Genomic DNA, 23,818 nt, shown 5'->3' on the forward strand with positions numbered 1-23,818 from the left:
TTGTGTCTTGGTGTCTTTGTGGTTCTATTATGCTTAATTCAACTCAGACTTAACTTACGCCGCGTTTTGACGCCACCATTCAATAGTATTTTTCAACCCTTGCTTAAAGTCCACCTGGGCAGTAAAACCAAAGGCTTGTTTTGCCCTTTCGGTATCTAAACAACGGCGGGGTTGACCGTTAGGTTTGTCGGTTTCCCAAACAATTTCACCCTCGTACCCCATCAATTCACAAATTAAGTTAATCAAGTCACTAATCGAGATTTCGTAACCAGTTCCCAGGTTCACGGGTTCTGAGTCGTTATAGTATTGCGTACCCATAACAATACCCCGCGCTGCATCTTCCGAATAGAGAAACTCGCGGGTAGGACTACCATCACCCCAAACGGGGATTTGCTTTTCTCCCTTAATTTGGGCTTCGTAAACTTTACGAATTAAGGCTGGGATAACATGGGAACTTCTGGGATCAAAGTTATCTTCTGGGCCATACAAATTCACAGGCAAAAGATAAATGCCGTTAAAGCCATACTGTTGGCGATAAGCTTGCAGTTGGACTAAAAGGGCTTTTTTGGCTACGCCATAGGGGGCATTAGTTTCCTCTGGATAGCCATTCCATAGGTCATCTTCTTTGAATGGTACTGGAGTAAATTTGGGATAGGCACAAATAGTACCCACGCAAACGAATTTTTCTACGCCAGCTTGATAGGCAGCATGAATGAGCTGGGTTCCCATCATCAAGTTGTCGTAAAATAACTCGGCAGGTTTTTCTCGGTTAAGACCAATACCGCCGACATGGGCTGCTAAGTGAATGACAATATCTTGTTGATCAACTGCACGCTGGCAGTTTTCCATCAGGCGTAAATCACAATCACGCGATCGCGGTAATGTAATTTTTTCTGGATTAGCTCCAGCTTTATATAACTGGTTTACTACCTGACGTCCTAGAAAACCAGTACCTCCAGTTACAAGAATGCGTTTATCTTTGAGTTCCAAGGCATTCATCTTTTGTCCTCGTGGATCTTGTTCACAGATGCAGCACCCCTACTTCTTGCCGAATCATGGCATTATCCATAATTGCGTTTGCTAATTTCCCGTTGGGAGAAGTTAAACCTAAAGCTTGTAAGTCTGCTTCCACCATTAAGGAAACTAGTTCATCGAATGTTACTGAAGGTTTCCAGCCCAATTTTTGTTGCGCTTTTGTCGGATCACCTATCAACAAGTCTACTTCTGCTGGGCGGAGATAGCGTGGATCAAATTCCACATAATCTTGCCAATTGAGATTTACATAACCAAACGCCAGTTCCAGGAACTCCCGTACTGTGTGAGTTTCACCAGTGGCAATTACATAGTCGTCAGGTTCGTCTTGCTGCAACATCATCCACATTGCTTTGACGTAATCTTTGGCATAACCCCAATCCCGCTTGGCATCTAGATTACCCATATATAATTTTTTCTGTCTACCAGCAAAAATGCGGGCCACTGCCATTGTTATTTTACGTGTGACAAAGGTTTCACCCCTTCTAGGTGACTCATGGTTAAAAAGAATACCATTACATGCAAATAAGCCGTAAGATTCCCGGTAGTTTACCGTTTGCCAGTGGGCATAAACCTTGGCACAGGCATAGGGACTGCGGGGGTAAAAAGGCGTAGTTTCCTTTTGGGGTACTTCTTGTACCAAACCAAACATTTCTGAAGAGCCAGCCTGGTAGAAGCGCACCTGAATACCTGTACGGCCTTGGTAGTCGCGGATTGCTTCCAAAAGACGCAGTGTTCCCATTCCCACTGCATCAACTGTATACTCTGGTGCATCAAAGCTGACCCTTACATGGGATTGAGCGCCCAAATTATAAATTTCTGTTGGCTGGACTTCTTCTAGGATGCGGCGTAGTGTAGTACCGTCTGTGAGATCCCCGTAGTGAAGAAATAGCCGCACTCCCTCTTTATGAGGGTCTTCATAAATATGATCGATGCGGTCTGTGTTGAAGGTGGAAGTCCGGCGAATAATGCCATGAACTTCATAACCTTGTTCGAGTAAAAATTCACTTAGGTAGGAACCATCTTGACCGGTAATACCAGTAATCAACGCTCGCTTTTGTTGCGTCATGCTCAATTATCCCTTGTCGTTTCTGATGATTATTGATACAGGCGACCTGGTACAACTTAGCAATAATTTGCTTAATTGCCCAATGGGAAACCTACGAGTTTCCTTGCTTCTATGTTAGTTAACCTCAGTAAATATGCTGATTCTAAATTATTTTCAGGTACTTTTGTAATCAAAACTGATAAAATTCCTTGATCATATCTATTTTTTCTAAAATTTTTTACTAAAAATTTATATATTTTTGCAATTGTGAAGAATTTATAAAGTGGAAATAATAGAGACAATTCCAAGTAAAAACTACATTGATTTTATGATGGAATATTTATTTCCAATTATAAATATAAACTATCCTATTTTTAAATCCAAGTTTTTCTCTAAAATCAAATTGTGACAGTTACTATTGTTTGAAATTCCGGGAATAGCCTTTTATCAAAGACTCCCAATCTAAAATCCGTCTTTAAAAGCTTTGAAGTTCCCTCCGTGACGCTGCTTTGTAGATGCGCAAAGCGCGTCTACAAACTTTTCGCAAAATCTCAAATCAAAAATTGGTATGAGTAAACTTTATTTTGCATTTGGGGCATTAACTGCCCCACAAAATCAGGGTGTGCTAATTTTTCAGTAAGCTCCGTTATCTTTGGGCATGATTACCACACGAATCGTTTTCAAAACTATCCATAGATCGAGCCAAAAGTTCCTAAATTTCACATAATGCAGGTCTATTTGGACTCGTCGAGGGTAAGGGATGTCATTGCGACCAGAGACTTGCCATAATCCAGTTATTCCGGGTCGAATAGTTAAAATCTGATCAATGTAATAACCATATTTTGGTAATTCTTCCGCGACTAATGGTCGTGGCCCAACAACGCTCATATCCCCTTTGAGAACGTTCCAAAATTGAGGAAATTCGTCCAAACTGGTAATTCGTAAAAATTTACCGATCGTTGTAATTCGAGGGTCATGTTTGAGCTTGAAATTGTTTTCAAACTCTTGCCGCAACTCTGGCGATGTATCCATTATTTGCATGAGAATTTCGTCAGCATTTGTCACCATTGTGCGGAATTTTATACAATTGAAAGGCTTGTAATTTTTACCAACCCGTTCTTGGACATAAAAAATGGGGCCTTCTGAGCTTAAAGCAATCAATAAGGCCAAGATTAAATAAACGGGAGAGAACAAAATTAATACAGAAAGCGAAAAGACAATATCAAATAGTCGTTTAGCAAACTCTCCGTTTAGAGCCTGAAAAGACAGACCTCTAGGTTTAACTCTAGGCGTCTTTACTGGTTGACCGCGTTTTAAGAACGTACGCGATCGCCCAATCAACGTTAATCTGGTTTCACCAGATGGTGAACGTCTTTCAGGCAAAGAGGGGCTGTCTGTGAAAGAACGCCCCGTCCCGGATGCGCTACGTGAGCGCTTACCGGAGAGGAGTGAGCTCTGGGCAGTCATCATACTCCTTAATAATCCACACCACACATAGTCCCAATCTTAAAGCTAAACGCAGGTGCTTCTGGGAGCAATTTTCCAAAAGCTTCTGCAAAAATCAAACCTCACATACATTTGGAGAATTTTTTTTCGATGCACGTCTGTAAAAATTCTAAGTAACGCTGGGCAAATATTTGCCTTTTAAACTGAGCGGCGTGTGAGTGAACATATTCGGGATTAAATTTGCTGTAAGAGGCTTCTAAAGTATCTATAGCTCCAATTAAGGATGCTTCTTTTTGTTCCTCAAACAATATACCCGTTCCTGTTTCTCCCCAGATGCGGATATCCCGTACTGTTTCTTGAGCGCCACCAGCGCCATAGGCAATCACTGGTGTACCACAAGCTTGTGCTTCTAATAAGGCAATGCCAAAATCTTCACAAGCTGCATATACAAAACCTTTAGCATGAGCCATATATTTTTTGACAACCTCATCAGGCTGCCATCCAAGAATTTCTATATTTGAATTTGCTGTTTTACGAATTTTTTTCATTTCTGGACCTGTGCCTATTACTACTAATTTTTTTTGCATTTGGTTGAAAGCCCTGACTATTAGAGATACTTGTTTATAACTAACCAATCGGGAAACAGTTACATAGAAGTCTTGTTTGTCAGGAGAAAAAGAAAAATTTTCAATATTCACAGGTGGATAAATAACAGTTGCTTCCCGTCGGTAGCAACGCCAAATTCGGCGAGCTGTATGTTGAGAATTAGCAATAAAATAATCAACACGATTCGCACTCAGCACGTCCCACATACGTAATCTATGTAATAAATATCGCGTCATCCAACCGGGTAAACCATTACCGAGTTTGCTTTGACGCAGATAATCAAACGTTAAGTCCCAAGCGTAGCGCATGGGACTATGGCAATAGCAAATATGTAATTGTTCAGGAGAAGTTAGAACTCCTTTAGCAACAGCATGGGATGAAGAAAGAACAACATCATACCCGCGTAAATCGAGTTGTTCAATTGCTAAAGGCAAAAAAGGTAGGTATTTTTGTATACCTTTTTGGGCAAAAGGGAAGTTTTGGAGAAACGTCGTGCCAATCTGACGTTTATATAAATAACTTTCTGGGTTACGAGATTCAAAATCGATGAGGGCATATAAGTCCGCATCAATAAAGTTCAGAATTTCCTGCACAACCAGTTCTGAACCGCCTGTGGCTTTGGGTGTTAGCCACTCATGCACTAAAGCATATTTCAAGGGCACAGCTAACTTTAATTAGTAGGTAGAAAACAACACACGTAAATTATGAGGTTAACTGAAAAGTTTCCCGTTGTAATTGAAAATGGGAAATGCCCCATATTCAATTAAAGATGTTATCTTCTCAAAATAGGTTCCACAAGCTGATAACCTCAAATTGGGGATAGGAATTGTGAGAAGACAAGGCAGACAAGGGGGAAGGGGGAGACAAGGGAGAAATTCTTCCTTGTCTTCCTTGTCTCCCTTCTCCTCCTTATCCCTAGTTCCTAGCCCCCAGAATGACAACTGACATAAAAATTGGGGATTTATGCGAATTCTAATTGTGGGTGGTACTCGATTCATTGGCGTCTACCTGACTCAAGTGCTGGTACAGCAAGGACAGGAGGTAGTACTTTTCAATCGTGGGAATCGTCCGCTACCAGTTGAGGGTGTAGGACAAATTACAGGCGATCGCACTGACGCCACCCAATTAAAAGAAAAACTTTCTAAAGAGAATTTTGATGCCATTTTTGATAATAACGGGCGGGAACTTACTGATACTCAACCACTTGTAGAAATTTTTCAAGACCGCGTGCAAAAATTTATCTACATGAGTTCTGCTGGAGTATACCTCAAATCAGACCAAATGCCTCATATTGAAGGTGATGCAGTTGATCCGAAAAGTCGCCACAAAGGTAAGCATGAAACAGAAGCTTACCTGACACAACAAGGAATTCCCTTTACCTCTATTCGTCCCACCTATATTTATGGGCCAAAGAACTATAACGATTTGGAAGCTTGGTTTTTTGATAGGATTGTGCGCGATCGCCCAATTCCTATTCCTGGAAATGGTTTACATATTACCCAACTAGGTCATGTCAAAGACTTAGCAACGGCAATGACCAAAGTTTTGGGCAATTCTCAAGCACTCAGACAAATTTATAATGTTTCAGGCGATCGCTTTGTCACTTTTGATGGTTTAGCCTGTGCTTGTGCTGTGGCGGCTGGCAAATCGCCGGATGAAATTAAAATTATCCATTACGATCCGAAAAAGTTTGATTTTGGCAAGCGTAAAGCTTTTCCTTTAAGAACACAGCACTTTTTTGCTTCAGTAAATAAAGCGATGGCAGAATTAGATTGGCAACCTGAATATGATCTAATTTCTGGACTGCAAGACTCCTTCGAGAATGATTATTTGATGTCAGGACGAAACAAGGCAGAAATTGATTTTTCTGTGGATGAAGAAATACTCCAATCTGTTTAGCACAGTTGTAAAAGCTTAGTGTCTTTGTGTCTTTGTGGTTCAATAACACTCTATTTTGAACCACCAAGATAGCAAGACACTAAGTTCTACTTTCGACCAAAATCTGCGGGAATCTCACCCCAACATGGGGTATTCCACTTCAAAACAAGATTGCTGTATTCGTTATTTTCTAACCACTTTAATGCTCTTTCAGTTAGGTTGAATATCTCTTGATTATCTTCACCTCGTTCCAATTTCGTCCGCACTTTTTTGTTTTTGACCCAAAGAATAGCTGTCTTTGAATCCGAATAAACAGGTATACCTGTTCCTTGATTCTTGAGATATGCAAGAGCATGAACAATAGCCAGAAATTCTCCAAGATTATTCGTACCATTTGGCATTGAGCGCTTGTGAAAAATTAATTCACGTGTTGCTGTATACAGACCTCTGTATTCAACATCGCCAGGATTACCAATACATGAGGCATCAACGCAAACACTGTCCATGATTAATTCACTCGCAGGCGCAATTTTTTCTTTTGCTTCCTGCCACTTTACCCCCTTTTGTTCAGTTGGGAAAATTAAAGCCTGATCAGTGAGTTTTAATGCTGCTTCCGCTTCGACTATAGTTTTGAAAGACTTATATACTGCGCTACTGTAACCTTTGATTTGCTCTTCGCATTCTGTCCAACTTGTAAATATCCCTGTCTTCCTGCCTTTTAAGACTATATAATACATATCTTTTCACCTATTATTTCACCTTGCACTTCCAAGAACAGGTTTTCCTAAATTCTCTACTTTTTAAACAATATGGCTGAACTAAAATCTTGCTCCATTCTCAACAAGTCATGATACTACAAAGTTAAGATTTACTTTATAAATAGTTTCTGAGTCAAGATATTAAGTGAACGCTCTTATTTTCAAGGATTAAATGAAACGTAGGGTTGTTAAATACGGTGCGAGATTATGTCAGGTCGCTGTTGTAGGTTTTTTGCTTTAATTACTGTATAATTATTATTGTAACTAGCTACTGAGAGAATAATTAGTGAAAATACAATTTTGCGTGTAGTTGTATGAAAAGAGATCAGGTAATTTCTACTCTCAGAAATCTCCAGACAAATTTGAAAGATTTAGGTGTTCATTCCCTAGCTTTATTTGGTTCTGTAGCTAGAGATGAAGCTCAAGGTGATAGCGATGTAGATATTTTGGTTGATTTAGAACCACCGATAACTTTTGACCGCTATATGGATGTGAAATTATATTTAGAGGAGCAGTTGGGAACTCGTGTAGATTTGGTGACTTGGAAAGCTCTCAAGCCACAAATTCGTGAAACTATAGAGCAAGAAGCAATCTATGTCACGTAATATCAGATTGTATTTAGAAGATATTGTTTCAAGTTGTACGAAAATACTGCATTATGCTCAAGGTATGACTTTTGAAGATTTTATTGCAGATGAACGTACTTTTGATGCTGTAATTTTTAATCTTTTAGTGATTGGGGAAGCTGTGAAAAATGTTCCCCAAGATATGCGTAATCATTATCCTGAAATAGAGTGGCGTAAAATTGCTGGTTTACGGGATATTCTTGCTCATACCTATTTCCAAGTGGAAGACGAGATTATTTGGGATATTGTGCAAAGTAAAATACCATCTTTACAGCTACAAGTAAAGCAGTTGTTAGATACAGATTTGGATTTTAATTGAGGAGAAAAACAAGGGCGATCGCATGGCGTTTAAGATCCCCGACTTCTAGCCAATCATCTGGCTTTGCAAAGCAAACTTTGCAAAGAAGTCGGGGATCTGGGGGATCTGTTTGTAGGGATCGCTCTTATTTTCAAGAATTAAATGAAACGTAGGGTTGTTAAATACGGTGCAAGATTTTGGGGGTCGCAGTTGTAGGCTTTTTGCCTTAATTACTGTATAACTATTTTTCAAACTCACATTCCGCAGATATTAAAGTAGAAAGCATATTGACTTTTAATGACTATTTGTTTGCGGTAAAAGATAAATTGTCCCAGAAATTATAGTGAGGGTAACAGAAATCCAAAAAGCAATTAGGGAGGGAATTTGCCAAATTTCTGGTAAAGGTGCTATTAAAAGAGCGATCGCAATTATTTGGCTAACAGTTTTAAGTTTACCCCAAATATTTGCTCCGGTAATTGTAGTTTGATTGACACGCCAACCAGCGATCGCTAACTCCCGTGCTAGTATCAAAAATACTCCCCAAGCTGGAACCTGTCCTAATTCAATTAATACTAGTAGTGGAGCAAGTACCAACAATTTATCGACTAGGGGGTCAAGAAATTTACCTAAGTCGCTAATTTGGTTGAGTTTGCGTGCTAAGTAGCCATCTAGCCAATCAGTACCGGCTGCGACCAGGAAAATTGCTAAACACACCCACCTAGCTGTTGGTGTGGGGTTATGTAAGCCGTAAAGTAGGAATGGCAAGCCTAAAAGGCGGGAAAAGGTAATCCAATTAGGTAAAGTCATGAAATTTTAGATTTTGGATTTTAGATTTATTTGATAGATTAATTAGTTTGTGGTGAGACCAATAAATAATATTTAATTTTAGGTTGTTAATTGTTAGATTAACTAGTTTGCAAGCAACTATAGTCAATCTAAAATCTAAAATCCAAAATTACTATGACTCAACAAAAAAATTCTCAATCTAGAATAGAACGCGATTCAATGGGCGATCGCGAAATTTATAGTAGCGTTTACTACGGCATTCAAACCGTACGCGCTACAGAAAACTTCCCCATTAGCGGCATTAAGCCTTTATCTACTTACGTAGATGCTTGTATTTTAATAAAAAAAGCTACTGCGATAGTGAATGGTGAACTGGGTTGTATTCCCCAAGACATTACTCAGGCAATAGTCCAAGCTGCGGATGAAGTTTTAGCTGGCAGATTCCGTGATCAGTTTGTGGTAGATGTTTATCAAGCGGGTGCTGGTACTTCCCATCACATGAATGTGAATGAAGTATTAGCAAATCGGGCTTTAGAAATTCTTGGCGATGAGAAAGGAAACTACAAGCGTATCAGCCCTAATGATCATGTTAACTACGGGCAGTCTACTAATGATGTGATTCCCACAGCAATTCGGATTGGTGGTTTATTGGCGTTGTCTAGAACACTGCACCCAGCTTTGGAGGGGGCTATAGCAACTTTGGAGGCAAAAGCAGTAGAGTTTCAAGATATCGTTCGTTCTGGTAGAACTCACATGCAAGATGCTGTACCAGTGCGGTTGGGTGAAAATTTCCGCGCTTGGGCGCACATTCTAACAGAACATCAAAACCGAATTTACACTGCTAGTGGGGATTTGATGGTGCTGGGTTTGGGTGGTAGTGCGGCGGGTACGGGGTTGAACACCCATCCCCAATATCGCGCCCTTGTAGTATCTACTTTGGCAGAACTGATTAATACCCCACTACAACCTGCCTCTCATCTGATGGCGGCAATGCAGAGTATGGCATCATTTGTCAATGTTTCTGGTGCATTACGTAACTTAGCGCAAGATTTAGTAAAAATCTCTCATGACTTGCGATTGATGGACTCTGGGCCAAAAACTGGTTTAAAAGAAATTCAACTCCCACCAGTACAACCTGGTTCTTCGATTATGCCAGGCAAGTATAACCCTGTGATGGCAGAGATGACATCAATGGTATGTTTTCAGGTGATGGGTTACGACAGTGCGATCGCACTGGCGGCCCAAGCAGGACAATTAGAATTGAATGTGATGATGCCACTGATTGCCTATAACTTGATTCATAGTATCGAAATTCTCGGTAACACCATTGTTGCACTCACACAACGCTGCATTCAAGGAATTACTGCCAACCGGGAACGTTGTTTGGCATATGCAGAAAGTAGTTTAGCTTTAGTAACAGCTTTAAATACCCACATTGGTTATTTGAATGCCGCAGCTGTGGCAAAAGAATCTTTAGAAACAGGCAAATCCTTACGACAAATTGTTTTAGAAAAAGGACTAATGAGTGAAGCAGAGTTAGCTAAAGTTCTAAATCTGGAACAAATGAGCCAAATTGTACCCCTTGAATAGCAATTGTTAGTAGTTAGTAGATAGTAGATAGTAGTTAGTAGTTGCTTGAGAATTAGCGATTAACCAATCCATCAACCACTAACCACTAATGTACAGACGCGAGGAACATCGCGTCTGTACCCACTAACCACTAACCACTAACAAATATGCAAACACCAACCGTTAGTTTCATTCGAGCTAATTCTTACGAACCAGATATTTTAAGAGATTCTTTAGAAACACTGCTAGAACCATTCGGAGGAATGGCGGCGTTTGTGAAACCAGGGAATCGCGTTTTACTTAAACCCAATTTGCTCACAGGCGCACGTCCTGGCAAAGAGTGTACCACGCGATCGCAATTAGTTTATGTAGTAGCACAGATGGTGATTGAAGCTGGCGGTAAAGCATTTTTAGGTGATAGTCCTGCTTTTGGTAGCGCCAGGGGAGTTGCCGTTGCTAATGGCTATCAACAGATTTTAGAACAACTTAATCTTCCAATCATTGATTTTCATGGGGTTCGTTATCAAACAGTTAGTCAGCAGTTTAACCATCTGCTACTCTCCAAAGAAGCAATGGAAGCAGATGTAGTAATTAATCTACCCAAAGTCAAATCTCATGTTCAATTAGTGCTTACCTTGGGTGTAAAAAACTTGTTTGGTTGCGTTCCTGGCAAAATGAAAGCTTGGTGGCATATGGAAGCAGGAAAAGATGCTAATAGGTTCGGGGAAATGTTAGTAGAAACTGCTAGAGCAATTAACCCGAATTTAACTATATTAGACGGTATTATCGGTCATGAAGGCAATGGTCCTAGTGGCGGTGAACCTCGTTCTTTGGGTATTTTAGGCGCATCACCAGATGTATTTGCTTTAGATCGAGCGATGGTAGAGATACTTGATGTCCCAGCCAGAGAAGTACCTACTGTTGCTGCATCTATGCGTCTGGGAGTGTGTCCAAACCTTAACGCTATCCACTATCCTCATTTAGATCCTGAATCACTACGGATAGATGATTGGCGATTACCAGATAAGTTTGTTCCCATTGATTTTGGAATGCCTCGCGTAATTAAGTCTACGTTCAAACACCTCTACATCAAGTTTATTAAAGAACCAATCAGCGCTTACGTTAGATGTTAACTACAGCAAGTGCAAACTCTGCTACAGCAATTTCAAAACTGACACAGTAAGCTGAAAATACCCTCCGATTGCTTAACCAGACCGCCCTACTCTACTAGTGGCGGTTTTTTTAATTTCATGTTTTTCCTAATCTAATTGCTAACAATCATGCTAACTTGTGCTTGAGATATATTTAGTTGCTTGAGCATGAAATACTTATTATCTACCTATTTATAGATTGACAAAATAGACAAGAAAAAATAAACGTTTGGAACTTTCGATGAGATTAAATTTTTTGAGTACAATCACTGATTGAAGTTACTAAATATTAAACATTATCCTCATATATATTGAGCGTAAATTTGTGGATTAAAGTGTTTGCTCTCAAAAACGCTTCTCACTTGTCGAAAGTCTTCAGTACTAGTACTTACTAATCTAAAAAATTGAAATATATATTCAGTGTTGCTACGGTATAAATATCAGTAAATGTTACAAAATAAAAATCTATAAAGAAAATATAAAAAGTTAGATTTTTTATCCTTTTGTAGGGCTAAACTTACCCCAAAATGTATTTTTTGTTACGGAGTTTTACTTTAATAATATTGATAAATGTACTTTTTTATGCTATAATTTTACCAAATACCCAATATAAAAATGATATAATTTAACAACCAAGTCAAGCAATAATAATTACACAATTATGCAAATTTCTGCTCATCTAAAATTTAGTATCATGTTTTGCATATACAGAAGATGAGCAAGGAGTTGCTCAAATAAATGCAGTGCTTGACGATTAAAAAAATTACGGTTAAAAAGTAGCTAAAATAGTAGTTAGACTTAGACAAAAGAGTCTAAATGCAAAATCAGGTAATCAAACAAACTTTTTATGAATTCAAACAGCGAGTCTGCCAGTTCAACCAACGTACCCCCCCATCGTTTGGCAGACATTATCGGAACTGTGATTGGTTTGGTAACCCTGACCTTACCTTTGTTAGTTATTGCTAATTACTCTTCCGCTAATATTCCCAATACCCAGCCATCTCTCACTTACAACCTCAAACAGAAGTAGAAAATACTGGAAATGAATTAGAAACAATTTTGAACAACTCAGATACATAGCTACTAGATTAAGCTTAGATTAAGCATAGATGATGTTTACTTTGTGAGTTACAGCTAGTAAGTAGATCGGCGGGAATAAACCTAACTATGTTACGGAAAGTAAACAAGCCTAAAATCCTTACTAATGATCAATGACAAATGACGACCCCAACTAGTTAGCTTTAATTTGTGCCGACTTACTTAGGTTAGTTGATAGCAAAGAATCTGGACTATTTAGCAATAGTCCAAATTCTCTAATTTCTAACTGGAATTAAATGATCAGATTTTTTAATAAATCAAGGCGATCGCAAAATCAAAGAGAGTTATGTTTACTAAATATCAGTTCTAAATGCTTTTACGTTTTCATTCGCTGATAAAAATTATATTTTAATCAATTATTTAGCCTTCTGACCACTTTTCACGACTTAGCAAATCAATGATGCAGTCTCTGAGCAAAAATTCGTTTCTTTCCAACTCAAGCTCTACAAATAACCAATCACGGTAAGGAATATATTTACATAACACGTAAATAGTTTGGTTACGTTGAATTAGTCCCTGGTTAACAAGCTGAAGCGCTTTTTCCCTAATATACTCTATATTGTATATAACAGCTGTATTTACCATAAATTATCTCCTTATTTATCTATAAAATCAAAGTAATTAACGTTACTAGTTAAAATTGGGTAACGATTGCTAAAAAAATTATAACTTTTGTTTTAATTATGAACTCAGCAGCGTTATCAATAAAATCAATAAAAATATGAAAATTAGTTTTTACTTTTTGCTAAGTTTAGTTGCACTTAACTAAGAAAATTTGTATTTGATAATACTTCTTCTACCTCTTAGGACAGATAAGTTATGTATCTTAGTTATATTACCTTTGTCAGAGGGTATTCCTCTTAGGTATAAAAATTAAAAAGCTTAAGGGATTCAGTGATATAAAAGACACTAGGGAAACATAGCAGTTAGCTTACCTTGTATCTGCTTAATACTGTTAACTTACATGTACCAAATCTTAAATTGTTATGAATACTACCTTCTGCTAAGACTACTATCAGCCTACTAAATACTTGGAAAGCAGTTGAATTTATTATATGTTTATTTTTCAACTAACGAGTCACTATTGGTTAAAATTATGCCATTCAAAATATACTTATTGCTTAATAAACTTTACTTAACTTAAATTTTGAATGCCTGAGAACTTATAGAAAAGAAATTTAGAATTAGACAGCAAATTTTTTCCACTGTTCTACTGTGGTTAGTGGAAGAAAGATAAATTTGCTTTATATATAGGAGCATAACAGACATTTAGAGCCTATCATCCCTCGCTTTGGGTAGATATCTACTCCTAGCTTTTGATATATGACGCAGACACGCAAAAACAGGTATCATTAGTAAATGGATAAGTATTGACTAGACAAACTGCCTAGTACAGAAGGTGTAATCCATTATCACTTTCTAGTTTTATCATTATTAATCGATGATATGGTTTGTAACTGATCTAACAAAGAAACTACTTATTGGCTAGGCATCTTAATACTTGCAAACAAATACCAGAAAAAATTTATACCTAATAATAGTATTATTTTTGATGGATATGTTTGAAATTAGAGGTAAAAAACTTTTGAAAGAAGTCAAAACAAAAAGTTCTGTTTTCATTTACAAAATCAACTGATATCATCACAAATAAAACAAGAATGATTGTATTTTTTCTATGTAAGTCAATGTAAAAGTCCCGTTTGATAAACTTTCGAGATGTGTTGTTGAGGAGGAAGTGTTCATGCGTAGTTTATCTGGTTGGTCATTAACAAGTAGCGCGTTAGTAGCTTTGGGAGTCTCGGCTACTACAGCTACTCCAATGATGATTTCCGCTCCTGTATTAGCTCAGGTTACAACCCCAACTCCAACGCCTACAGTCCCAAATTCGACACCTGCGGTTCCAAATGCGACACCTGCACCAGCTACTACGGCTCCTAGCTTTGCTGATGTGCCAGCAGATTATTGGGCAGTGCCATTTATTCAAGCCTTAGCTGCAAGAAATGTAATTGTTGGTTATCCGGATGGTACATACAAACCAGACCAACCTGTAACCCGCGCTGAACTGGCTGCCATGTTCCAGAAAGCTTTTACGCTCAATCCAGTGAGGCAGCTACCAGCAGAAGGCTTTCGAGATGTGCCTGCTAACTATTGGGCAGCACCTGCAATTAGGGCTGCTTATGAAGCTGGATTTTTGTCAGGTTATCCCAATAACTTGTTTGGGCCGAATCAAACGGTTTCCAAAGCAGATGCAATTACTGCTGTAGCCAGTGGACTCAATTTAACTCCCAGTGGTTCTGTAGAACAAACTCTTGCTAACACCTACGTAGATGCTGGGCAGATCCCGTCCTATGCTGTTAATCAAGTGGCAGCAGCAACCCAAGCTAATCTTGTCGTCAACTATCCTGATGTGAGAACGCTCAATCCACAAGGAGGCTTAACGCGGGCGGATGCGGCTGCACTTTTGTATCAAGCTTTGGTGAGACTTGGACAGGTGCAACCATTACCTAGCAATGTGGCGGCGGCAAATTATATTGTAGGTGGTACTCCTCAAACTACAGGTGATATTGTTTCTATAGCTGAAGCTAGTGGTAGTTTCAATACTCTGACTTCTTTGCTGAGGACAGCAGGTTTAGCAGATGCTTTGAAACAGCCAGGTCCATATACAATTTTTGCCCCAACAGACCAAGCATTTGCAGCTTTACCTCCAGATGTTCTACAGCAGTTACAGCAACCAGAAAACAGAGAAACATTAATCAAGATTTTGAGATACCACGTAGTTTCTGGTGATCTACCTGCTGACAAGCTGACATCTGGTGAAGTAAAAACTTTGGAGGATGAAGCAGTAAATGTAAAAGTTGATACTGCAAATAATCAGATTGCAGTCAACAATGCAAGTGTTATTCAACCGAATGTTAAAGCTACCAATGGTGTTATTCACGTCATCAACCAAGTTTTGATTCCTCCAGAATTGGCACAAGGTGAGCAAAAAGAAGGTGAAGGTGCTGCTGCTAGAGTGAAAAGAAACTATATTGCTGTTGCTGGTAACATTGGTTTAGGTGGTAATACGGCTCTTGGCAGTGGTAACTTTGCAGTAACTAGCAAATTTGGTCTCACAAACAATTTCTCAGTACGACCAGGGGCAGTAATTGGGGATGATACTGTCTTTCTAGTTCCCATTACCTATGACTTTGCTTTCCGACCAACTGATATAGGTGGAAGTGATGCTGTTATATCTCCTTATCTGGGTGCTGGTGTAGCTATTGGTACTGGTGATGACACTGATTTTGGTTTACTACTCACTGGTGGAGTAGATTATCCCTTATCTTCCCAATTTATGGTGACAGGTGCTGTAAATGCTACTTTTGTAGATGATACAGATGTAGGGATTATGTTAGGAATCGGTTATAGATTCTAATTAATCATTGTCGAATTGCCCATGATTAAATAACCCCGCCCCTAATCTCAATTTTAGGGGCGGGGTTTTATTGATGAAATTGAGTCTAATTTTGATATCTTAGATAAAATCACCTGACCAAAAGATTCACAGAAATCTCAATGGATGGGATAAACTTACTGCGATCGCTTCAATCAGACTTCATCAAAAGGTTAACATCTGTTTGTCTGCTGCATTGTCAAACAGAAGGACAATATAGTGAAATAACAATAATATCTGGAGAAAGATTAAAAATTCTTAGAGAATTTTGTTGGCAGATGGCAGAAAAATATAAACGTGTATCCCCAGTCCGTGATGTTTTTGTCAGCTACCTAAAAGGAAAATTAGGAGAGGAAGTTGTTAAAGAACGCTTAGCTGATTTACTTACAGAAGTAGATTACGAAAAAAGAATTGGCGGAGATGGTAAAACAGATTTTACGATCACTAGTAATCCAGGAATTGGCATCGAAGTGAAATCTCGTTACGGTAGCTTGGATAAAGTCAGATGGTCTATTAGTGCAGAAGAAGTTGAAAAAAATTCAGCAATAGTCTGCGTTTTGATTTAAGAGGAAGTGAATGAGGCGCAATCCGAGTATCACCTGTTTTTAGCTGGTTTTCTGCCTACTCAAATGATTAAGCTCAAAACTGGGAGGATTTCTTTTGGAATAGAACAATTTCTCTATGGTGGTGGTTTGCGTGGGTATTTAGAACATTTGCAATCCTCTACAAATGATCATGATAAACAGACATTGAAGTCAGAATCAATTTACAAACTACCCGATCATTTATTAAAAAAATCTTCTTTATATTCAGTAAAAAATGAAAATATAAGTTCTCCCACTGAAGAATTAAACTTAATTTATATAAAACTGGGTGATGAATGCAGTGCCAAAGGACAGTACTATGCTGCGCTCATTAATTACACTCAAGCCTTGGAACTTTATCCTTATGATGCAGATATATACTATAAACGTGGCTTAGTGCATTATCAATTAGGAATTTATGAAAAAGCGATCGCAGATTATACAGAAACGCTCAAAATTAACACCAATGATGCTGATGCCTATTATAATCGTGGTAACGCTCATTGTTGTTTAGGAGACAAACAAGGAGCGATCGCAGATTTTCAGAAAGCTATATCAATTTATTATACAGAAGGTAATTTAGCAAAATATAAAAAAGTCAAAGAGAGTATTCTAGATTTAGAAATAGAAGAGTCTTTGGATATTTTTAAATTCTAAGTTTTGGATATTAATTTTTTTATATTATTTATCAGTCACTAAATAATAAATTTTTTCACACAGTCCCGATAAAAAAAATTTCGGCGTTGCTGAAGTGGAACAGCAAGCGAAGTGAACACTTCAACATCAACATCTCTATTGACTGACTTGGAGTAGCACAGGGTTTTAGGGTATAGCCGTGTCAGGTAGTGCTGAAGACGAGTATTTTCTCACTCAACACGAGTCAAATATGTTTTGCTAACAATATGGTCGCCTGCTTCAATGAAGATTCGGATAACTTTCCAACCATCCGTAAAGTAGAAGAAACAGCGCGTAGGCTTCGAGGAACTTTAACCGATTATTAACCTTTGATAACAAACAGTATCAAAATAGACTGTTTCCTAGTTAAATGTAACACTAACATGCTTGGAAAAGTTTTTAGCTAATTCATTTGGGCAAAACAATTTAGATATGAGACGGCGTAAGTTTATAGTCTACGGTTCCGCCTCCTTGGGAGGAAGTTTAGTATTAAAGGGTTGTGTCAACAATTCTTCAAATAATACCGCAGAAAATCCAGCTTCAGGCACATCACCTGCGGCTTCTCCTGTCAGTGCTGCTGATGGAAACACAATAAAAGTAGGAATTTTACATTCCTTAAGCGGCACAATGGCTATCAGTGAAAAAAGCGTTGTTGATGCTGAAAAGCTAGCAATTAAAGAAATAAACGCTGCTGGAGGAGTCTTAGGCAAGAAAATAGAAGCAATTGTCGAAGATGGTGCTTCCAACTGGGATACTTTTAGGGAAAAAGCCACCAAACTAATTGATCAAGATAAAGTTGCTGTCGTTTTTGGTTGTTGGACTTCTGCTAGCCGCAAGAATGTCAAGCCGGTATTTGAAAGCAAAAATCATATGCTTTGGTATCCGGTGCAGTACGAAGGTCAAGAATGTTCTAATAGTATTTTCTACACTGGTGCTGCTCCCAATCAACAAATAGAACCTGCTGTTGATTGGCTACTTAAAAATAAAGGCAAAGAATTCTTCTTGGTAGGTTCCGACTACGTTTTTCCCCGCACAGCTAATACAATTATTAAGGCGCAATTGCAAGCTCAAGGTGGTAAGACAGTCGGCGAAGATTACCTACCGTTGGGTAACACAGAAGTGACGCCAATTATTACTAAAATTAAACAAACTTTACCTAACGGTGGCGTAATTTTCAATACTCTGAATGGAGATAGCAACGTCGCTTTCTTCAAACAACTGCAAGGTGCAGGATTGACACCTGATAAATATCCCAGCATGTCTGTAAGTATTGCTGAAGAAGAAGTCAAAGCGATCGGTGTTGATTACCTTAAAGGACACTACGCTGCTTGGAACTACTTCATGACAGTTGATACTCCAGAAAATAAGAAATTTGTCGAAGCTTTTAAAAAAGAATATGGTAATGAGCGAGTCACAAATGACCCCATGGAAGCAGCATATATCGGAGTTTATTTATGGAAACAAGCAGTAGAAAAAGCCAAGTCTACTGATATCGCAAAAGTACGCACCGCAGCCTACGGTCAAACCCTAAATGCACCCGAAGGCAAAGTCACAATGGAAGCAAATCATCACATATCTAAAATTGTGCGGATTGGTGAAGTAAGAGATGATGGTTTGTTTAATATTGTCTATGCTACTCCTACACCAGTTGAGCCAATTCCTTGGAATCAATTTGTGAAAGAAACTAAGGGATATGGTTGTGATTGGTCAGATCCGAATAAAGGTGGTAAATACAAGGTTTAACAGTTAATAGGTAACAGTTATCAGTGAACAGTAAAACTGATAACTGATAACTGATGTTCTTGGGGGAAATGTGCTAGCAGGATTTTTAGATGCCATATTTAATGGCATTAGTATCGGTGCTGTATTGCTAATTGCAGCGCTAGGTCTTGCCATTGTTTTTGGACTGATGGGTGTCATTAATATGGCACATGGCGAGTTGATGATGTTGGGAGCATACACAACATTTGTGGTGCAAAATGTTAGTAAACAATTCGGTGGATTATGGTTTGAAAGTTATATATTTTTTGCTCTGATTTTTGCTTTTTTACTAACAGCAATCGTGGGATTAATTCTAGAACGAGGTGTAGTGCGTTATCTCTACAATCGTCCCCTAGAAACTCTGTTGGCAACTTGGGGTGTAAGTTTAATTTTGCAACAGTTTGTTCGCAGCGTAAATTGGGTTTTAGTAATTAGCATTGTTCTGTTTTGTTTATTATTTTTTGGTGGTTTATGGGTTTTGAATTCCCGCACCAACTTTGGACGAGTGCGGAATTGGATTATGACTGTAATCTTGTTACTTTCTTTAGGGGTGACAATGGCAGTCAGTAATTTTTTAAGTGCAACTTATAAATTAGCTGTTACTCAACCTTGGTTTGGCGCTCAAAATGTCGATGTGACTGCACCCAGTTGGTTACGAGGAGGTATGTCTTTGGGTGGTGTGCAGTTGCCTTTTGCTAGGTTATTTATTATTGCTTTGACTGTGATTTGTGTGGTGGGTATTTACCTATTTTTGCAGCGTTCTAATTGGGGATTAAGGATTCGCGCCGTCACCCAAAATCGCAGTATGAGTGCTTGTTTGGGTATTCCAACCCAAAAAGTTGATGCGATGACTTTTGCGCTGGGTTCGGGATTAGCTGGTGTAGCTGGATGTGCGATTAGTTTACTCGGTTCTGTGGGGCCAAATACAGGGCAAAACTACATTATTGATACTTTTATGGTTGTGGTTGTAGGTGGTGTGGGAAACCTAGTAGGTAGTATTGTGGCAGCGTTGGCAATTGGGACGGTAAATTTTTTGATTGGTTCTGGGACTTTGGCTTTGTTGTTGACTCCTGTTCAGCCTTTGGCAGATTTGTTTACGTTTTTTGCGACGACGAGTATGGCGAGGGTGATGGTGTTTGCGTTGATTATTGCATTTTTACAGTGGAAGCCTGCTAGTATTTTTCCACAGAAGGGTCGTACTGTTGATGTTTAGAATGAACCGCGATACACGCGAAGCGGGTTCCCGAAGGGTAGGCGCGAAGGACGCGAAGTTATGAGAAGGAAGGGGAGAAGGTTAATTTTTTTTGAGGTGGGGGTGGTGGTGGCGATCGCACTCATCTTGATTTTGATTATGCCTGTAGTTTTGTCTAGCTTTCGGCTGAATTTGTTGGGACGATTTTTATCGCTAGCAATTGTGGCTCTAGGTATAGATTTAATTTGGGGTTATACGGGATTGTTGAGTTTGGGACATGGGATTTTCTTTGGCTTGGGTGGATATGCGATCGCAATGCACCTAAAGTTACAGGTTCCCCAAGGTGAGTTACCTGATTTTATGGGTTTGTACGGAGTAACGGAATTACCCTGGTTTTGGCGACCTTTTTATTCGTTTCCTGTTGCGGTTGTTGCTGTGGTAGTTATTCCCGCAGTCTTGGCGGGATTATTAGGATATTTAGTGTTTCGTAACCGCATCAAGGGAGTATATTTTTCGATTTTGACGCAAGCTGCGACAATTGTTTTTTTCAATTTCTTTAACGGTCAACAAAAACTATTTAATGGTACAAATGGGTTAATAGATTTTACGACTTTATTTGGGGCAACAGTTAGCGATACCAAAACGCAGTTTGTTTTCTACATTCTCACAATATTTTTTCTTGTTGCTACCTATGCTCTTTGTCGCTGGTTGACAAGTGGACGTTTTGGTCGGTTACTCATAGCAATTCGTGATGATGAAAGTCGGGTGCGTTTTTCTGGTTACAATCCTACAGAGTTTAAAGTGTTGGTTTTTGCTATTTCAGGAACAATAGCAGGAATTGCAGGAGCATTTTACACTTTGCAAAGTGGTTCTGTATCACCAAGAGCAATGGATATTGCCTTTTCGATTGAAATGGTAATTTGGGTTGCAGTGGGGGGACGCGCTACTTTAGTAGGAGCAATATTAGGCGCTTTACTTGTTAATTATGCTCGTGTTTTTTTAAGTGAACAATTTTATGAAATTTGGCTATTTTTCCAAGGAGCGCTATTTTTAATAGTCGTCACAGTCCTACCAGATGGCATAGTTGGATGGTTGCGTAAGCAAAAAATTTCTCTTTTACAACGTCCTTCTCAAATTGCCACTTATCCCAGCTTAGAACAAGACCCCGAAGTGCAGAATGAACGCCAAAATCTTGGAAACTGAAAACCTCACTGTTACTTTTGATGGGTTTCAGGCATTAAATCAGTTGAACTTTAGCATGGATGTGGGAGAATTACGAGTAGTAATTGGCCCAAATGGTGCTGGTAAAACAACATTTCTCGATGTACTCACAGGTAAAGTCCAACCAACAAAAGGACGAGTTTTATTTAAAGGTAAAAATCTCCGTTTCCTTAAAGAACATCAAATTGCGCGTTTAGGAATTGGTCGCAAATTCCAAACTCCTCGAATATACCTTAATTTAACACCTCGCGAAAATCTAGAACTGACTAGTAATCGTAATAAAAATGTATTTTCTACTTTGTTTGCTCGTCCTAGTACTGCTGAAAAAAATAGCATTAAAGGATTACTAGAAACAATTGGTTTAAGGAATAAGACAGATACTCCAGCAGGTTTACTTTCTCACGGCGAAAAGCAACGTTTAGAAATTGGGATGTTGGTAGCACAGTCTCCTGATTTATTACTTGTTGATGAACCTGTGGCTGGGTTAACTGATGAAGAAACTTATAATGTCGGAGAATTGCTTTTAGCGTTAGCACAGAATCATTCAATTTTAGTGATTGAACATGATATGGAGTTTGTGCGCCAAATAGCCAGAAAAGTTACAGTTCTCCATCAAGGTTCAGTGTTGTGTGAAGGTAGTATCGAAGAAGTGCAAAACGATCCCCGCGTGATTGAAGTTTATTTGGGACAACCGCAAGATGGATGATAGGGTTTGATATAAATGTAAGCGTTGACAACAGTTGTGTTTTTAAAAGTGAACACCAATACACACAGATGAACACCGATAAGCTATCCGTGTTCATCTGTGTGCATCTGTGTTCGTTTCTTCTTCCTAATAAATACAAAATTATGTTGCAAATATCTAATCTTGATGTTTACTACGGCGAAAGTCATATTCTTCGTAATGTCGATTTAAATGTTCCAAATGGACAAATGGTTTGTCTCATCGGACGCAATGGTGTAGGGAAAACTACTCTCCTCAAAACAATTGTAGGTTTACTCAAACCTCGTAGTGGTACAATTACCTTGGCTGAAACAATAATAAATTCCAAATCTCCCGACCAAAGAGCAAAAATGGGAATTGGTTATGTCCCCCAAGGACGAGAAATTATACCACGTTTGACGGTCAAGGAAAATCTGTTATTGGGTTTAGAAGCGAGAAAAAAGCCAGCGAAAAATCAAGAAATTCCCGAAGAAATTTTGACGCTATTTCCAGTTTTGAAAACAATGCTTTCCCGTATGGGTGGTGATTTAAGTGGGGGACAACAACAACAATTAGCGATCGCTCGTGCTTTAATGGGACAACCTCAATTACTTTTATTAGACGAACCCACAGAAGGAATTCAACCCTCGATTATTCTCGAAATTGAAGCCGCAATCCGCCGTATTGTTGCCACTACAGGTATTTCTGTTTTATTAGTAGAACAACACCTACACTTTGTCCGCCAAGCCGATTACTATTACGCTATGCAAAAAGGTGGTATTGTCGCCTCTGGTTCTACCAGCGAACTAAGTCAGGAAGTGATTCAAAGGTTTTTGGCTGTCTGAATTTCGGAACTGTATTTAACATCTTCATCGGTTGCAGTACTGAATTTTCCTTCACGCCAATTATCGCCAACACTTTTGATAAAGCTTGCTAAAGGAATAGCAACTAAAAGTCCTAGTAATCCTCCTAATTTTGCACCTATTAATAAAGAAATTACTACCCAAACAGGGTTCAAACCAGTTAAGTTACTCAGAATGCGAGGAGCAACAAAATTGTAGTTAAATTGGTCGATCGCTACTGCTACAATTAAAACTTCTACTCCTAACCAAAAATTACTTAATGCCACTAAAGAACTTACTATAGTAATACCTATTCCTGTTCCAAAAGGGAACAAAGCAAAAAAACCAATTACCAATCCAAAAAGTAGACTCAAAGGAACTCGCAGCGCCAAAAAAGCTAGGGTAATACCTGATGCCAAAATAGTAGCTAATGTCACCTGACCTATAAAGTAATTTTGAAAATCTTCCCGTAATGAGTGACGCACTTGTAAGCCGACACGAGATGGAAACCACAAAAACATGCCATCCCACAGGTGTTCTCCATTTAAAACTAAATAGAAAGTTAGTACCACTGTTAGCAGAACATTAACTAAGCTACCAATAGTATCTAAAGCAAAGCCTAATATCCTACCCGTAAAATTTTGAATTTGATTGGATATTCTATCGAGAAATTGGGGTATTAAACCACTTAAATTAACTGGTAGTTGTTCAGTTGTTGCCCAATTTTGTAAAGCTTGTAGTTGTTGGCTACCCGAATCTATCCATGTGGGTAAAATATTAGCAAGTTCATTGAGTTGTTGTATGATGAGTGGTACTAAAGTAATACCTACAGCTACCAATATTAGTACAGCCAAAAGAAGTACTCCGGCAATGGCAAGATTACGTTGTACTCCTCTTCCTTGCAGAAATCGGATTGGATAATCCAGAATAAAAGCTAATAAAATAGCAGCGACAACAATGCTGACCAACGGTTGAAAATAATTAATTACCTGAAGCAATACCCAAGCATTTAAGATGAGCAAAGGAAATGCTAAAGCTAAGGTTAACCATCGCGGAAGTTGATTTGCTGACATTGGGAATTGTTATATTAGTTGTTGGTTGTTGGTTGTTA

20 protein-coding genes and 2 pseudogenes are annotated in these 23,818 nt (G+C 38.7%); 13 read left to right on the forward strand and 9 right to left on the reverse strand.

Annotated features, from left to right (window positions below):
• Positions 1 to 54: 54 nt before the first annotated feature.
• From RS893_RS01375 to RS893_RS01390, 4 genes are all read right to left on the reverse strand, one after another.
• Positions 55 to 999: a GDP-L-fucose synthase gene (locus tag RS893_RS01375; protein WP_315789467.1), complete on the reverse strand. Its 945-nt coding sequence runs from the start codon at positions 997 to 999 to the stop codon at positions 55 to 57.
• Positions 1,000 to 1,021: 22 nt separating this feature from the next.
• Positions 1,022 to 2,101, reverse strand: a complete 1,080-nt coding sequence (gene gmd / locus RS893_RS01380; protein WP_315789468.1) for a GDP-mannose 4,6-dehydratase — start codon at positions 2,099 to 2,101, stop codon at positions 1,022 to 1,024.
• 612 nt (positions 2,102 to 2,713) lie between these two features.
• A complete protein-coding gene (locus RS893_RS01385) occupies positions 2,714 to 3,547 on the reverse strand; it encodes a sugar transferase (protein ID WP_315791831.1) in 834 nt (277 codons plus the stop codon).
• A 101-nt stretch (positions 3,548 to 3,648) separates the two neighbouring features.
• Positions 3,649 to 4,794 carry a glycosyltransferase gene (locus RS893_RS01390; protein WP_315789469.1) on the reverse strand — a complete coding sequence of 382 codons (1,146 nt, stop codon included), beginning with the start codon at positions 4,792 to 4,794 and terminating at the stop codon, positions 3,649 to 3,651.
• A gap of 301 nt (positions 4,795 to 5,095) precedes the next feature.
• On the opposite strand from RS893_RS01390, the gene RS893_RS01395 reads away from it, so the two are divergent.
• Entirely contained in the window at positions 5,096 to 6,031 is a 936-nt protein-coding gene (locus tag RS893_RS01395; RefSeq protein WP_315789470.1) for an NAD-dependent epimerase/dehydratase family protein, read from the forward strand.
• An 86-nt stretch (positions 6,032 to 6,117) separates the two neighbouring features.
• On the opposite strand, the gene RS893_RS01400 is transcribed toward RS893_RS01395, so the two are convergent.
• Complete coding sequence (locus RS893_RS01400) at positions 6,118 to 6,747, reverse strand: ribonuclease H family protein (protein ID WP_315789472.1); 630 nt, start codon at positions 6,745 to 6,747, stop codon at positions 6,118 to 6,120.
• 335 nt (positions 6,748 to 7,082) lie between these two features.
• Between RS893_RS01400 and RS893_RS01405 the strand changes: the two genes are divergently transcribed.
• Positions 7,083 to 7,373, forward strand: a complete 291-nt coding sequence (locus tag RS893_RS01405) for a nucleotidyltransferase family protein (RefSeq protein ID WP_315789473.1) — start codon at positions 7,083 to 7,085, stop codon at positions 7,371 to 7,373.
• Positions 7,363 to 7,713, forward strand: a complete 351-nt coding sequence (locus RS893_RS01410) for a DUF86 domain-containing protein (protein WP_315789474.1) — start codon at positions 7,363 to 7,365, stop codon at positions 7,711 to 7,713. The genes RS893_RS01405 and RS893_RS01410 overlap by 11 nt, the downstream gene beginning before the upstream one ends.
• Positions 7,714 to 7,986: 273 nt before the next feature.
• Here RS893_RS01410 and pgsA read toward each other — a convergent pair whose 3' ends face one another.
• Positions 7,987 to 8,499 (reverse strand): CDP-diacylglycerol--glycerol-3-phosphate 3-phosphatidyltransferase, encoded by a 513-nt coding sequence (gene pgsA, locus RS893_RS01415; protein WP_315789475.1) that lies wholly within the window; start codon positions 8,497 to 8,499, stop codon positions 7,987 to 7,989.
• A 153-nt stretch (positions 8,500 to 8,652) separates the two neighbouring features.
• Here pgsA and RS893_RS01420 point away from each other — a divergent pair, with 153 nt between their 5' ends.
• From RS893_RS01420 to RS893_RS01430, 3 genes are all read left to right on the forward strand, one after another.
• Positions 8,653 to 10,068 (forward strand): aspartate ammonia-lyase, encoded by a 1,416-nt coding sequence (locus RS893_RS01420; RefSeq protein ID WP_315789477.1) that lies wholly within the window; start codon positions 8,653 to 8,655, stop codon positions 10,066 to 10,068.
• Positions 10,069 to 10,214: 146 nt separating this feature from the next.
• Positions 10,215 to 11,180 (forward strand): DUF362 domain-containing protein, encoded by a 966-nt coding sequence (locus RS893_RS01425; protein ID WP_315789478.1) that lies wholly within the window; start codon positions 10,215 to 10,217, stop codon positions 11,178 to 11,180.
• 865 nt (positions 11,181 to 12,045) lie between these two features.
• Positions 12,046 to 12,228: a hypothetical protein gene (locus tag RS893_RS01430; RefSeq protein ID WP_315789479.1), complete on the forward strand. Its 183-nt coding sequence runs from the start codon at positions 12,046 to 12,048 to the stop codon at positions 12,226 to 12,228.
• 428 nt (positions 12,229 to 12,656) lie between these two features.
• Here the strand turns inward: RS893_RS01430 and RS893_RS01435 are convergent, their stop codons facing one another.
• Positions 12,657 to 12,881, reverse strand: coding sequence for a DUF4327 family protein (locus RS893_RS01435; RefSeq protein ID WP_315789480.1), 225 nt, complete (start codon positions 12,879 to 12,881; stop codon positions 12,657 to 12,659).
• Between the two features lie 1,156 nt (positions 12,882 to 14,037).
• Here RS893_RS01435 and RS893_RS01440 point away from each other — a divergent pair.
• Both RS893_RS01440 and RS893_RS01445 read left to right on the forward strand, forming a co-directional pair.
• The gene (locus RS893_RS01440) at positions 14,038 to 15,711 is read left to right on the forward strand and encodes a fasciclin domain-containing protein (RefSeq protein ID WP_315789481.1); all 1,674 of its coding nucleotides are present in this window, start codon (positions 14,038 to 14,040) and stop codon (positions 15,709 to 15,711) included.
• A gap of 140 nt (positions 15,712 to 15,851) precedes the next feature.
• A pseudogene (locus RS893_RS01445) lies at positions 15,852 to 16,874 on the forward strand (tetratricopeptide repeat protein); the annotation flags it as partial.
• A 151-nt stretch (positions 16,875 to 17,025) separates the two neighbouring features.
• Here the strand turns inward: RS893_RS01445 and RS893_RS01450 are convergent.
• Positions 17,026 to 17,281: pseudogene (locus RS893_RS01450) on the reverse strand (IS1 family transposase); the annotation flags it as partial.
• 139 nt (positions 17,282 to 17,420) lie between these two features.
• Here RS893_RS01450 and urtA point away from each other — a divergent pair.
• From urtA to urtE, 5 genes are all read left to right on the forward strand, one after another.
• Positions 17,421 to 18,731 carry an urea ABC transporter substrate-binding protein gene (urtA, locus tag RS893_RS01455; protein ID WP_315789482.1) on the forward strand — a complete coding sequence of 437 codons (1,311 nt, stop codon included), beginning with the start codon at positions 17,421 to 17,423 and terminating at the stop codon, positions 18,729 to 18,731.
• 70 nt (positions 18,732 to 18,801) lie between these two features.
• Positions 18,802 to 19,962: an urea ABC transporter permease subunit UrtB gene (gene urtB / locus RS893_RS01460; RefSeq protein ID WP_315789483.1), complete on the forward strand. Its 1,161-nt coding sequence runs from the start codon at positions 18,802 to 18,804 to the stop codon at positions 19,960 to 19,962.
• 60 nt (positions 19,963 to 20,022) lie between these two features.
• Positions 20,023 to 21,144 (forward strand): urea ABC transporter permease subunit UrtC, encoded by a 1,122-nt coding sequence (gene urtC, locus RS893_RS01465; RefSeq protein ID WP_315789484.1) that lies wholly within the window; start codon positions 20,023 to 20,025, stop codon positions 21,142 to 21,144.
• Positions 21,119 to 21,868: an urea ABC transporter ATP-binding protein UrtD gene (urtD, locus tag RS893_RS01470; RefSeq protein ID WP_315789485.1), complete on the forward strand. Its 750-nt coding sequence runs from the start codon at positions 21,119 to 21,121 to the stop codon at positions 21,866 to 21,868. Before urtC ends, urtD begins: the two co-directional genes overlap by 26 nt.
• A 143-nt stretch (positions 21,869 to 22,011) precedes the next feature.
• Positions 22,012 to 22,710 (forward strand): urea ABC transporter ATP-binding subunit UrtE, encoded by a 699-nt coding sequence (gene urtE / locus RS893_RS01475; RefSeq protein ID WP_315789486.1) that lies wholly within the window; start codon positions 22,012 to 22,014, stop codon positions 22,708 to 22,710.
• On the opposite strand, the gene RS893_RS01480 is transcribed toward urtE, so the two are convergent.
• A complete protein-coding gene (locus RS893_RS01480) occupies positions 22,689 to 23,780 on the reverse strand; it encodes an AI-2E family transporter (protein ID WP_315789487.1) in 1,092 nt (363 codons plus the stop codon). The two genes, urtE and RS893_RS01480, sit on opposite strands and share 22 nt — an antisense overlap.
• Positions 23,781 to 23,818: the final 38 nt, after the last annotated feature.

The organism is Fischerella sp. JS2 (genome assembly GCF_032393985.1).
Lineage (GTDB): Bacteria > Cyanobacteriota > Cyanobacteriia > Cyanobacteriales > Nostocaceae > Fischerella.